The organism is Bartonella sp. AU18XJBT, assembly GCF_028618595.1.
Lineage (GTDB): Bacteria > Pseudomonadota > Alphaproteobacteria > Rhizobiales > Rhizobiaceae > Bartonella.
Window position 1 is genome coordinate 186,119 of the sequence record NZ_JAQITE010000001.1, and the last position, 12,748, is coordinate 198,866.

At 38.0% G+C, this 12,748-nt stretch carries 9 protein-coding genes; 5 read left to right on the forward strand and 4 right to left on the reverse strand.

Features of this window, described 5'->3' with window-relative positions; genetic code table 11:
- Nucleotides 1–663: 663 nt before the first annotated feature.
- The gene (gene mutS, locus PVV60_RS00695; protein ID WP_273722450.1) at nucleotides 664–3,408 is read right to left on the reverse strand and encodes a DNA mismatch repair protein MutS; all 2,745 of its coding nucleotides are present in this window, start codon (nucleotides 3,406–3,408) and stop codon (nucleotides 664–666) included.
- A 195-nt stretch (nucleotides 3,409–3,603) separates the two neighbouring features.
- Between mutS and PVV60_RS00700 the strand changes: the two genes are divergently transcribed.
- Complete coding sequence (locus tag PVV60_RS00700; protein WP_273722451.1) at nucleotides 3,604–5,904, forward strand: NADP-dependent malic enzyme; 2,301 nt, start codon at nucleotides 3,604–3,606, stop codon at nucleotides 5,902–5,904.
- A 67-nt stretch (nucleotides 5,905–5,971) separates the two neighbouring features.
- Here PVV60_RS00700 and secB read toward each other — a convergent pair whose 3' ends face one another.
- Entirely contained in the window at nucleotides 5,972–6,448 is a 477-nt protein-coding gene (gene secB / locus PVV60_RS00705) for a protein-export chaperone SecB (protein WP_273722452.1), read from the reverse strand.
- A gap of 141 nt (nucleotides 6,449–6,589) precedes the next feature.
- Nucleotides 6,590–7,084 (reverse strand): FxsA family protein, encoded by a 495-nt coding sequence (locus PVV60_RS00710; RefSeq protein WP_273722453.1) that lies wholly within the window; start codon nucleotides 7,082–7,084, stop codon nucleotides 6,590–6,592.
- A 172-nt stretch (nucleotides 7,085–7,256) separates the two neighbouring features.
- Here PVV60_RS00710 and PVV60_RS00715 point away from each other — a divergent pair, with 172 nt between their 5' ends.
- Nucleotides 7,257–7,949 (forward strand): Tim44/TimA family putative adaptor protein, encoded by a 693-nt coding sequence (locus PVV60_RS00715; protein ID WP_273722490.1) that lies wholly within the window; start codon nucleotides 7,257–7,259, stop codon nucleotides 7,947–7,949.
- A gap of 52 nt (nucleotides 7,950–8,001) precedes the next feature.
- Nucleotides 8,002–8,592, forward strand: coding sequence for a Smr/MutS family protein (locus PVV60_RS00720; RefSeq protein ID WP_273722454.1), 591 nt, complete (start codon nucleotides 8,002–8,004; stop codon nucleotides 8,590–8,592).
- A 967-nt stretch (nucleotides 8,593–9,559) separates the two neighbouring features.
- Here PVV60_RS00720 and PVV60_RS00725 read toward each other — a convergent pair.
- The gene (locus PVV60_RS00725) at nucleotides 9,560–10,096 is read right to left on the reverse strand and encodes a GcrA family cell cycle regulator (protein WP_273722455.1); all 537 of its coding nucleotides are present in this window, start codon (nucleotides 10,094–10,096) and stop codon (nucleotides 9,560–9,562) included.
- 482 nt (nucleotides 10,097–10,578) lie between these two features.
- Here PVV60_RS00725 and PVV60_RS00730 point away from each other — a divergent pair, with 482 nt between their 5' ends.
- Nucleotides 10,579–11,793 (forward strand): aspartate aminotransferase family protein, encoded by a 1,215-nt coding sequence (locus PVV60_RS00730; RefSeq protein WP_273722456.1) that lies wholly within the window; start codon nucleotides 10,579–10,581, stop codon nucleotides 11,791–11,793.
- Nucleotides 11,790–12,725, forward strand: coding sequence for an ornithine carbamoyltransferase (argF, locus tag PVV60_RS00735; RefSeq protein ID WP_273722457.1), 936 nt, complete (start codon nucleotides 11,790–11,792; stop codon nucleotides 12,723–12,725). Before PVV60_RS00730 ends, argF begins: the two co-directional genes overlap by 4 nt.
- Nucleotides 12,726–12,748: the final 23 nt, after the last annotated feature.

Here is a 12,748-nt window from a genome sequence, read left to right on the forward strand (position 1 = left end):
GAATATTCTTAAACTTGTTTGTAAAGCTTTGAGTTTAAGTGAATCACATGACTAGGAAGTCAAGGTAAATTCCTTAGAATTTGGACTGTTTGCAGACTTGATTCGAATGAAAATCCTTATCCTTTGAGGTGCGGGAAGGAGTTCAAAGGATGTTTAGGAAAATAAAATGCTTCTGTGATATATCTGATTATATGGTTCATATAAAAACAGTAAAAGAACTCTTTATAACTTAAAATGTGAAGAAAATGCGAGACCCATTATCCATGAATTTATTATGCAAAATGGGGTGGCATCCCAACGCCGACAGCTTTAAACTAAATGTTGCTACGATAACAACAATATTGATTGTAAAAAAGCATAATTCATGAAATATTGCGTATTTGCAAGGTGGAGGAGATTTCATGACAACCTTTACAAAAAAAGACTATTTTGTAAAAATAGTCGATCTTGGCCATTTTTTCGTATACGGGACAATATTGATGTAAGGAAATATGAAATATAATGCATAGGATTTTGCCTCTATGTGCATTACACTTATCAAAATATATTTGTGTAGAAAAGCGATGGGAATACGGTAAACAACAGTTTGTGCTGTAGCCTATCAAAAAGGGATACTTTATCTCCTATTAAGAAAGCTTTTTAATAAAAAATAACATCTGTTTTCTATAAAGGGTTACTCTTTTCAAGCTGTTTGAGGTGGTAAATTGCTTCTAAAGCTTGTTTTGGAGAGAGTTCATCGGGATGAATATTTTTTAAAGCTTCGTGAAGTACACAATGTTTGTTTCTTGCTTCATTGCTAGAAGATGTTGCTTTAAGAGAAAAGAGTGGTAAATCATCAATGAGTTTATGTCCTTTTCCGGCCATTTCACCTTGTTCTAATTGATGGAGTACATCTGTTGCTCGTGTAATAACGGCTGGGGGAAGTCCAGCAAGTTTTGCGACTTGTACACCATAGGAACGGTCAGCAGCTCCTGGTGTGACCTCATGAAGAAAAACTACATCACCATCCCAATTTTTGACTTTCATGGTTACATTATGTAGTCTGTCAAGTTTTTCGGTAAGAGCAGTCATTTCATGAAAATGGGTAGCCAGAATAGCACGACAATGGTTAACTTCATGGAGATATTCAACAGCAGCCCAAGCAATAGAAAGTCCATCAAAAGTTGATGTTCCACGTCCTATTTCATCAAGAATAACAAGGGAATGGTGGCTAGCATGATTGAGAATCGTTGCTGTTTCAACCATTTCCATCATAAAGGTTGAGCGTCCCCGTGCAAGATCATCGGAAGCTCCGACACGACTAAACAAGCGATCAACGACACCAATATGTGCTGAAGTCGCTGGAACGAAGGACCCCATTTGCGCCATAATAGCAATAAGAGCATTTTGCCGCAAAAAAGTTGATTTTCCACCCATATTAGGTCCTGTCAACAGCCAAATTGCTGCATATTGCTGATTTTCTTGTACAGAGAGATCACAATTATTGGCAATAAAAGGTTCTGCTGCTTGTTTGCGAAGTGCTTGCTCGACGACAGGATGGCGCCCTGCTGTGATATGAAAGGTAAGTGAAAGATCAATTTTAGGGCGGCAATATCCTTGTTCTTCAGCAAGATATGCTAAAGCGACAGAGACATCTAAAATAGCAAGTGCTTCAGAGGCTTTACGAATAAAATCAACTTGTTCGGTAATTTCTTGAACGAGAATATCAAAAATCTCTAGTTCAAGTGTCAATGCGTGATTGGCAGCATGAGCAATACGGCTTTCAAGGTCAGCAAGCTCTGTTGTCGTAAAACGCATAGCGTTTGCCATTGTTTGCCGATGAATAAAACGTGCTTTAGCTTGTGGATTATTTGTAAGAGCAGATGCTTGTGTACTGGTTACTTCAATGAAATAACCTAGAATATTATTATGCTTTATTTTAAGCGTCTTAATATCTGTTTCTTGAGCATATTGCGCTTGAAGTTCAGCAATGACACGGCGCGATTCATCACGTAAAGCACGCATTTCATCGAGCTCTTCATGATAATTTGAACGAATAAAACCACCATCACGTTTAAGGAGTGGAAGGTCATCAGCTAATGCTTGTTCTAAATGAAAGTATAACGCTGTGGGTAAGTTTGAGAACACCTGTTGTACATCACTTATTTCTTGAGGCAGAAGCTCATTATCAAGAAGTTGATGCAATTCACGAATGATTTCAAAGCCGCGCTGAATTGTTGCCATATCACGGGGACCTCCTCGTCCAAGAGCCAAACGTGAAACGGCGCGGGGCATATCTGGTCCCCCTTTTAAAATAAGCTTTATCGCTTCTGCAAGAGAAGGATTACGTAGAAAAAAATCGATAGAATCCAAACGCGTATCAATAGCTGAAGGAGTGGTGAGGGGAGCAATAAGGCGGTCAATGAGAAGGCGTGATCCCCCTCCTGTTACAGTGCGATCAATAGCTTTTAATAAACTTCCATCCCGTTGACCTGATGTCGTACGAATAAGCTCAAGGCTTAATCTGGTTGCGGCATCAATAAAAAGAGTTGCACTTTCATTTTGGCGCTCAGGCTGCATGAGGGGAGGGCGATGCGTGATTTGTGTTTTTTCGATATAACGAATAGCAGCTACAATTGCAGAGAGTTCTGAACGTGAATAATCGGCAACGCCTTCAAGAGTTGAGAGTTTAAAATAATTGCAAATATCGCGTTCAGCAGTCAGTGCATCAAAGAGACAAGCAGGTTGAGGTGAAAAGATACGATCAAGAATATTAAAAAGTGATTTGTGAGATTTATCATGAAAAAATGAATCAGCGACAATGATTTCTTGTGGATCCACACGCATAATATCTGCTAAAAGTTTTTCTTGGCGGCTTTCTGTTACACGAAATATGCCTGTTGAGATATCAATCCAAGAAAGAGCAAATTCCTCTCCATCGCTAGTTTTTATACGGGAAAGTGTCATCAAATAATTTGCGCGTGTTGGATCAAGGAGTTTTTCTTCTGTTATCGTTCCAGGTGTTACAAGGCGAACAACATCCCGCCGAACAACAGATTTTGAGCCCCGTTTTTTTGCTTCAGCAGGATCTTCTATTTGTTCACAAACAGCAACGCGGTAACCACAAGCAATCAGTTTTTGTAAATAATCATCAGCAGCATGAACGGGAACACCGCACATAGGAATATCTTGTCCTAAATGTTTTCCGCGTGCTGTGAGTGTGATTCCTAAAGCCTGAGCAGCTTCAATCGCATCATTAAAAAATAATTCATAAAAATCCCCCATTCGGTAAAAGAGAAGGGAATCATGATGGACGGCTTTGATTTCTATGTACTGCTCCATCATAGGTGTCAGACGTTCTTGAGAGGAAGAAGATGAGGAGGCAGGCTGTGGAATTAAATTATTTTTATGGTTGTTTTTTTTATCCATTTGTACGATGCCTGTTTCCTTTAAGTGAAGTTTTTACTCTTTTTTGTTTACTTCAATATCTATTTATCTCTAAATTGCAACGCATCATCAGATTTGCTAAGGCAAGAATAGCGATTTCTAATATATGAATCAAATTTAATGACTATACGCATTATCAAGCAACATTTACACTGTTTTTGGAGAAAATAAAGTGAGATGAAAAAAAGCGAGCAGGATCAGAAAATGTCTCAAACTGTTTACAGTGCGAGCGAACGAGAAGCTCTAGATTTTCATAGTCGTGGTCGACCAGGAAAGCTTGAGATTGTTGCAACAAAGTCTATGGCAACACAGCATGATTTAGCACTTGCTTATTCACCAGGTGTTGCAGTTCCAGTTAAGGCAATTGCTCAAAATCCAGCGCTAGCTTATGATTATACAGCAAAAGGAAATCTTGTTGCTGTTATTTCAAATGGTACAGCTATTTTAGGGTTAGGCAACTTAGGGGCCCTTGCCTCTAAACCGGTCATGGAAGGCAAAGCAGTGCTATTTAAGCGTTTTGCGGATATTGATTCCATTGATTTAGAAATTGATATAAACGACACAGAAAGTTTTATCAATTTGGTGCGTCATTTAGAACCTTCTTTTGGTGGAATTAATCTTGAAGATATTAAGGCACCTGAGTGCTTTATAATTGAAAGCCGCCTACGCGAGGTGATGAATATACCTGTTTTTCACGACGACCAACATGGTACAGCAATTATTGTTGCTGCTGGTGTTCTCAATGCTTTGACTTTAACAGGGCGCGATATGCAAAATACGCGGTTAGTCTGTAATGGTGCTGGTTCTGCCGGGATTGCTTGTATTGAATTGATTAAAGCGATGGGCTTTCGTTCCGAAAATATCATATTATGTGATACAAAGGGTGTGGTCTATGAAGGCCGCAAAGAGGGAATGAATCAGTGGAAATCTGCGCATGCTATTCAAACAGATAAACGTACGCTTATGGAAGCAATGGAAGGTGCAGATATATTTTTTGGTGTTTCTGCTAAAGGTGCTCTTACTCCTGAAATGGTAAGATCCATGGCACCCCAGCCGATCATTTTTGCTATGGCTAATCCCGATCCAGAAATTACGCCGGAAGAGGTTATGCAAGTGCGTCATGATGCCATTGTCGCAACAGGACGTTCCGATTATCCAAATCAGATTAATAATGTTCTCTGTTTTCCTTATATATTTCGTGGTGCGCTTGATGTGCGTGCAAAAGTTATTAATGAATACATGAAGATTGCTGCGGCAAAGGCTCTTGCCAATTTAGCGCATGAAGAAGTGCCTGACAGCGTTGCAGAAGCTTATCATGGAAAGCGATTAAAATTTGGTCCTGATTATATCATCCCTGTTCCTTTTGATCCGCGTTTATTAACGGTTGTTTCAATAGCGGTAGCAAAAGCAGCAATGGAAAGTGGTGTTGCGCAAAAGAACATAGATGATTTAGAGGCCTATGAGCGCGACTTGAATGCGAGACGAGATCCTAATTCCTCGATGATGCGTGGGGTTTATAACCATGTTCGTCAAGCGCCAAAACAAATTGTCTTTGCAGAAGGTGAAGAAGAGCAAGTTATGCGGGCAGCCGTTTCCTATGTTCATCAAAAATTAGGACAAGCGATTTTGGTTGGTCGTGAAGAGCAAGTAAGAGAAGCGGCTGTTATCGCTGGAATTGATCTGGAGCGTGAAGGTATTTCTATTATGAATGCTAAGCTTTCTTGCCGTACAGATGCTTATGCGAATTATCTTTATAAAAAGATGCAGCGTCAAGGCTGGCTGTTGCGTGATTGTCATCGTCGTATCAATAATGATCGCAATTATTTTGCTGCGTGTATGGTGGCACTAGGAGATGCTGATGCAATGGTTACAGGGGTGACACGCAATTATGAAACAGCGCTGATTGATATACGTCGTGCAATTGATGAAAAACCAAAAGAACGATTGATTGGTATCTCAATGGCCATTTGCCGTGGAAGAACTGTGTTTATTGCGGATACAGCTGTTTATGAAAATCCTAATGCTGAAGAACTTGCGGATATAGCGGAACAAACCGCTTCGTTTGTACGTGGATTTGGATATCAACCACGGGTAGCATTTTTAGCATTTTCTACGTTTGGTTATATGAAAGGGCAAACGACGCAGCAAATTCAGGATGCGATTAATATTTTGCATGAACGCAAAGTTGATTTTGAGTTTGATGGAGAAATGAGTGCTGATGTGGCACTCAATTCCAAATTGATGCAGCAATATCCATTTATGGGATTAACAGAGTCCGCTAACATTTTGGTTATGCCGGGATATCATGCGTCTTCCATTGCAAGCAAAATGTTACAAGAACTTGGTGAAGCAACCATCATTGGCCCTATTTTAATTGGATTGGAAAAATCTGTCCAAATTGTACCGTTTAGTGGAAGCGATACAGATGTTGTCAATATCGCAATGCTTGCGGCTTATCATGCCGCAAAAGTCGTCTAAATGAAAAAAGCCCCTAATATACCAATAATATATCCAGGGGCTTTATGATAGCAAAAGAATAAATTTTTTAAGAGGGCTGTATTTGACTGTCTTTTTGTTCTTCAGCAAGACGCTTTTGGAAGAGTGCTGCAAAATCAATAGGATCAATCCACAAAGGTGGAAAACCACCATTTTGAGTAGCATCAGATATAATTTGGCGAGCAAATGGGAATAAAAGACGGGGACATTCAATAAAGACCAATGGCATCACATGTTCTTGTGGAATGTTTTTAAGGTGGAAAACACCACCGTAAATCAGTTCTACATGAAATAAGGTTTCAGTTTCATCATTGGCTTTGACGGAGAGAGACAAAACGACATCATAATTGTCATCACCAATTGGGTTAGCATTGACGTTAATATTGATATCAATTTGTGGTGACTTTTCACGTGCACGCAATGAACGAGGAGCACCTGGGTTTTCGAATGATAAATCTTTTAAATATTGAGTTAATACAGCAAAAACCGGCTCTCCACCACTGTTATTCATTTCACCTTCGGCCATACGACGAACCTCTCTCATTATAATATGTATATTTATTTAGATCTAAAGTCCGAATTGGTTATCACGCCTTGCAAAAGGTTGCAAGAAATGCGCTCTTTATCTTGAATATTTTTTTAGTTTGTTACAGATTTTTTAGGCATTTCAATGGTTATCATCATTTTTGCGCCATGGAGATTCTGTCGTATCATGAATTGTGTAATCTTCTGCTTTAAGATCAATTATTTTTTCAGAGTCATGTTTTCTTTTAGTATTGGGATTCATTTTGTTTTTTAATGATGTAAAGAAATGCCAAACAACAGAGCGAATTGGTTTAATAAGAAGTAATATTCCCAAGAGATCACTTACAAAGCCAGGAAGAATAAGTAAAATTGCACTAAACATGATGAAAGCATCATTAATAATATTATTCTGTAATGTGCGTCCTTGGATAAGTTCAGTTTGTATATTTTTTAAAAGGCTAAACCCTTGAATTCGCAATAAAACAACCCCAACTATGGTTGTGAGAATAACCAAACTCAAAGTTGCCAAAATACCAAGTTCTTGACCAACAAAGATAAAACCAGCAATCTCGATTAAAAGAATGCAAAGAAAGATAACAACAAAAAAACGAGGATTTATAGAATAAAGTTTTATCACATGAAAATTTCCTTCTGGATGAGGTGGGGAGAAATTCTTAAGAGCACTCCTTTTAATATAAAATCTATAAAAATATTTGAATGGTAGGATTCCTTATTTTACATATTTATTGATAAATGGTATTGACTGCAATGTTTATTAGAGATTTAAGCTTTGGAGATTGACAGCGCCCATGGAATTTGACGTTATACTTGTCATAGCTCTTGTTGTTATGGTTGTTATTTTTGTGCAACTCCGTAATGTATTAGGGAAACGAATTGGGTTTGAAAAGCCTCCCTTTGATCCTTATTCACGTCGTTCTAAAAAACAGGTTGAAGCAGAAACTGCTGATAATATTGTTTCGTTCCCTCATCATAAAAATTCACAAAAAGACGACTTTAGTGAAATTGATAAAATTTCACCGGAGGGGAGTATTTTGAATAAAAATTTGCGGGAATTGCATAGAATTGATCCTCATTTTTCTCCTCAATTTTTTATAAAAGGTGCACAAATTGCTTATGAAATGATTGTAACAGCTTTTGCCAAAGGTGATCGTAATCAACTTAAAAGCTTGCTGTGTCAGGATGTTTTTGAGAGCTTTTGTACAGCTATTGAGCAACGAGAAAAAAATAAAGAAAGAATAGAGTTCACTTTTGTTGGAATTAATAAGATTGAATTTGTTGCGGCGGCAATACAAGAAAAGGATGAACTTTTAACAATACGTATTGTCAGTGAGATGATTTCTGTTACTTACAATGAACAGGGCGAGCGTATAGACGGTGATCCTGATGCTATTGTAGAAATCAGGGATATTTGGACTTTTGTTCGCAATAGTTTATCGTCAGATCCAAACTGGAAGCTTTTTGCTACAGAAAATGAAAATTAAAGTACTTTTTGTTTTTCTTTTATAAGCATTCAATGATTTATGAGAAATTAAAATGTCCTCGAGTAAATGGAGACAAAAAAGAGGTTTATTGGCTTCACAAGATCGCCTTTTATGGGAGATGGTTTGTCGTACGATAACGCCGCTTCATGGTAAGATGCTCTCTTCTGCTTCAGAAACGATTGCAAATATTAATGATAAAAAACAGCCTGTAACTCAAATCTCCACATTATCTCAGAAAAATCAACAATCCTCGACGATTAATAAAAGAGAAAAGAGGGAAATTACAAAAGCACAAAAGATTCATTTCTTTGATCATGTTGCACATCGTAAAATTTCCCAAGGTCGTTATCCTCTTGAGGCGCGTCTTGATCTCCACGGTTATATGCAGGAAGAAGCTTATTTTTTCTTAAAAAATTTTCTACAATCCTCTCAGCAGAGAGGATTGCGTTATGTCCTTGTGATTACAGGAAAAGGACGGTCCGTTGGGAGCGATGGAGCTTTGTATAGATTCGTTCCGTATTGGTTATCAACACCAGCGTTTCGATATTATGTCCATGCATTTGAGCAAGCAGCGCGTCAGCATGGCGGAGAAGGTGCGCTTTATGTTTGGTTGCGCCGTTTTGTGTCAGGAGAAGGAATGTGATGTCATTATGGTCATTTCAGGTTGAGTATTGATTTTACAAGATCTCATATGTTATAAATTATAGAAGATCTGGGATAACATACTGATTGATAATTAATTATTCTCATATATTGTGAAAAATCTTTGAATACAATATTCCCTCCTTTATAATTTTTTATAAAAAATTATAAAGATATTATTCTGCATTCTACGTATTGCTGCACGCTTTTGTTTATCGCGTTCTTTAATAGGGTACATCCCTCACGCAAAACAGAACGCCATTGGATTGCATATATTCACAGGCTTGTTTAAAGAAACATCTCTCAACGCTCTCAAGCCTATTTTGCGACAATATCCGTGAAGGGTATAACGACAAATCCATAAAGAACTTCCTATCTTTATGCTTAATAAAGGAGTCGGCTGACATCATCACATACTCTGCCATTTCCTAATGTTGCACAACCCTTGAAGCTCTTGGCACTTGAAAGCATTTAAAAGCATGTATAAAAGGTATGGTTTTCTTTAAGTGTTTTTACTCTCCACAGCTCTCATCTCGCTCGTGACGCCCAAACGAAAGATTTTGATTGATTCAATATAAGAGGGCTTAAAATGAGAGAGATATTGATGAATCTCATTCAGGTTGTAAAGCGATAGATTATTCTTATAAACCACAGCATTACTCTATTAAATACATGAAAAATAACAACATGAAAAATTGAGAAACTGTATTATTCAAAAGAGATTGCTATGGATAGTGTTAAAATCAGTACAACTAAATTAAAGAGAATCTTGAAAATAAACCGGAATATAGCTTTACAACACATAGCTATGCAATAGCACTAAAAGATACAATTTCGCTGAATAATTTCATGAAGAAATTTTTTCATTCATCAAAAGCTTCATCAAATTTCTTTCTCATAATAATTTGATAACTAAAATTTAATAACGAAGCGCAGAAAGCATAGAATATGAAATTCAATCGAGGATATTACACTCTTATCCGACGTCTTTCAGATATTGGTTGAAATGCTAGCTTAGCATGAAAGGCACAATAGGGGCTATTTTCATTAGAATCTGCACCACAAAAATGAAAATCTGCTGATAATGGATCGCCAACCGGCCATCTACATGTATTTTCACTCAATTGTAGAAGATTAAGTTGACGTGATATAGGCACAACTATATTAAATTTTGTGGACATATCAACTTCTTTGAAATCTTCCACTACAAATTCTGTCTTTAAAGCTGGTTCTTCAATCTTTACAGATGATGTATTTATTGGCGATACCGTTGATGTGTTGCGGCGCACACGTGGTGGAGATGAAGGGCTGCTTCCCACGGGAGTTTTTTGCGCACGCGCATTTCCTTGTGCTGTCTTACCACGCCCTGGCAACTTTAATCGATGTACTTTGCCGATGACTGCATTTCTGCTGACCCCACCTAATTGAGCAGCAATTTGACTTGCACTTAACCCTTCACTCCAAAGCTTTTTAAGAAGCTCAACGCGTTCACATGTCCAACCCATACCAGCACTCCATTCCGATTACGTCACTAAGATGCTCTCCCCTTTTGCATCTTCAAATGTTTTAATAATATTTTCACTGCGCTGAATGAAAGAATTTTACACTCTAAGCGAGCATAAGAAAATCATCCAACCTGTGGACTTACAACAAAACACATCATCCTGCTTATTACATTGTAAATTACAATATGCAATCACTCTATGACAAGAGTCTTTACGTCTTGAAGAGTTTATTTAGAATGTTTTCCCCAACTTGCAAATCAATCATAGGTTAAGCTTTTACTTAAGGCTTTTTCTCAAAATGCTTATTTGTAGAACCTTCATTGACTTTTTTTCAATTGGTGTAATGATCTATTCCATAGGTGTAATCATTAATCGTAATGAAATATTGAAAGCACCGTAGTGAAATGTACCATGTTGTTTTATTTGTAGTGTTACTTTGTATGTATATATATTGAAAAGGTTAAAATATAAAGGAAATTATGATGGATGCCGTTTCTATACAACCACTTTATGAATGCTTCGCACGACGAAATTTGCATTTTGAACGGGGGCATGGTGTATGGCTTATTTCCGATAAGGGAGAGCATTATCTTGATTTCACATCTGGTATTGCTGTTAATGCATTAGGGTATTCACATCCAAAATTAGTTGATACGCTCAAAATGCAAGCTGAAAAACTTTGGCATGTTTCTAATATTTTTCAATCTCCTGAACAAGCAGCTCTTGCCACGCGGCTTTGTGCAAATAGTTTTGCGGATAAGGTTTTTTTCTGCAATTCAGGTACTGAAGCATTGGAGTGTGCATTCAAAACGGCACGCCATTATTATTATGCTGCGGGTCATTCAGAACGCATTGAAATTATTACTTTTGAAGGGGCATTTCATGGACGTACACTTGCAGCACTTGCTGCGACTGGGCATGAAAAATATCTTGAAGGCTTTGGACCTAAAGCTGGTGGATTTATTCAAGTACCTTTTTGTGATGAAATCGCTTTGTGTAACGCTATTAGTAAAAATACCGCCGCTATTCTTATTGAACCTATTCAAGGAGAAGGAGGAATACGAACGGTTCCTCATGAATATTTAAGATTTTTGCGCAAAATATGCGACGATAATGGTCTGTTATTAATTTTGGATGAAGTCCAAACGGGTATAGGACGAACAGGAAAGCTTTTTGCTTATGAATGGAGTGATATCTCGCCTGATATTCTTACCCTCGCAAAAGGATTAGGAGGAGGATTTCCATTAGGTGCTTGCCTTGCAACCGATAAAGTTGCAAAAAGCATGACACTTGGGAGCCATGGTTCAACCTTTGGAGGAAATCTTCTTGGAATGGCTGTAGGGAATAGTATTCTTGACGTTTTGTTAGAGCCAAATTTTCTCAACCATGTTCAGCGCATGGGGGATAAACTAAAAAGTGGACTTTTGCACATTCTCAATAGCTATCCTGATATTATCAGCGCAGTTCAGGGGATGGGCCTAATGGTGGGTATTCAGTGTGTTGTGTCTTCAAATCTTGTCGTTAATGCTTTAGAAAATGAATATCTCTTAAGTGTTGCTGCCAACAACAACGTTGTGCGTTTATTGCCTCCTCTCATCATTAGGGAAGAAGAAATAGATGAAAGTTTGCATCGTATTGAAAAAGCAATAGCTTATCTTTCGCAAGTAAACAAAGAAAGGCAAATATCACACACATGACAAATGCTCTTCGTCATTTCACGGACTTATCCATTTTAACGCCAGCAATAGCACGCGCACTGATCGATTATGCAAAAATCCTTAAAGCATCTTTTAAAGCAGGGAAAGGTTCAAAACCTTTTATGGGTAAAACACTTGCGATGATTTTTGAAAAACCATCCACACGAACCCGTATTTCATTCGATATCTGTATGCGCCAGCTTGGGGGAGATACAATCATGCTCACGGGTTCAGAGATGCAGCTTGGTCATAGTGAAACTATAGCTGACACGGCTCGTGTTTTATCCCGTTTTGTGGATATCGTGATATTAAGAACAACAAAACATCAACGTATGCTCGAATTGGCACAATATGCACAAATTCCTGTCATTAATGCTCTTACAGATGATACACACCCCTGCCAAATTCTAGCAGATATATTAACCTATGAAGAGCATCGGGGGCCAATTTCTGGAAAAATATTTGCGTGGATGGGAGACGGTAATAATGTGCTCCATTCCTTAATTGAAGCCGCAGCTCTTTTTGATTTTCATTTGCGTATTGCTACTCCAAAGGGCAGTGAACCACAAGAAAAATTTATACATTGGGCACGTGAACGAGGAGCGCACCTTACACTAACTTATAGTCCCCAAAAAGCAGCTCAAGATGCTGATTGTATTATGACCGATACATGGGTCTCCATGGGACAAGAATTTCGCGCTCGCAGTCATTCTATTTTTCAGCCTTATCAAGTTAATGAAGCTCTCATGAAATTAGCAAAATCTGATGCTCTTTTTATGCATTGTCTTCCTGCTCATCGTGGTGAAGAAGTGGTTGATTCTGTTATTGATGGACCGCACTCCGTTGTTTTCGATGAGGCTGAAAATCGTCTTCATGCTCAAAAAGCAATTCTTTCTTGGTGTTTACAAGATGCGTTTTTCTCTCCACAATAGTCTCCCTACAACAAATTATATAA

Bases quoted from the DNA above. Each gene is read 5' to 3' on its own strand.
- mutS (WP_273722450.1), bottom strand. From the start codon at position 3,408: ATGGATAAAAAAAACAACCATAAAAATAATTTAATTCCACAGCCTGCC.
- PVV60_RS00700 (WP_273722451.1), top strand. From the start codon at position 3,604: ATGAAAAAAAGCGAGCAGGATCAGAAAATGTCTCAAACTGTTTACAGT.
- secB (WP_273722452.1), bottom strand. From the start codon at position 6,448: ATGGCCGAAGGTGAAATGAATAACAGTGGTGGAGAGCCGGTTTTTGCT.
- PVV60_RS00715 (WP_273722490.1), top strand. From the start codon at position 7,257: ATGGAATTTGACGTTATACTTGTCATAGCTCTTGTTGTTATGGTTGTT.
- PVV60_RS00720 (WP_273722454.1), top strand. From the start codon at position 8,002: ATGTCCTCGAGTAAATGGAGACAAAAAAGAGGTTTATTGGCTTCACAA.
- PVV60_RS00725 (WP_273722455.1), bottom strand. From the start codon at position 10,096: ATGGGTTGGACATGTGAACGCGTTGAGCTTCTTAAAAAGCTTTGGAGT.
- PVV60_RS00730 (WP_273722456.1), top strand. From the start codon at position 10,579: ATGGATGCCGTTTCTATACAACCACTTTATGAATGCTTCGCACGACGA.
- argF (WP_273722457.1), top strand. From the start codon at position 11,790: ATGACAAATGCTCTTCGTCATTTCACGGACTTATCCATTTTAACGCCA.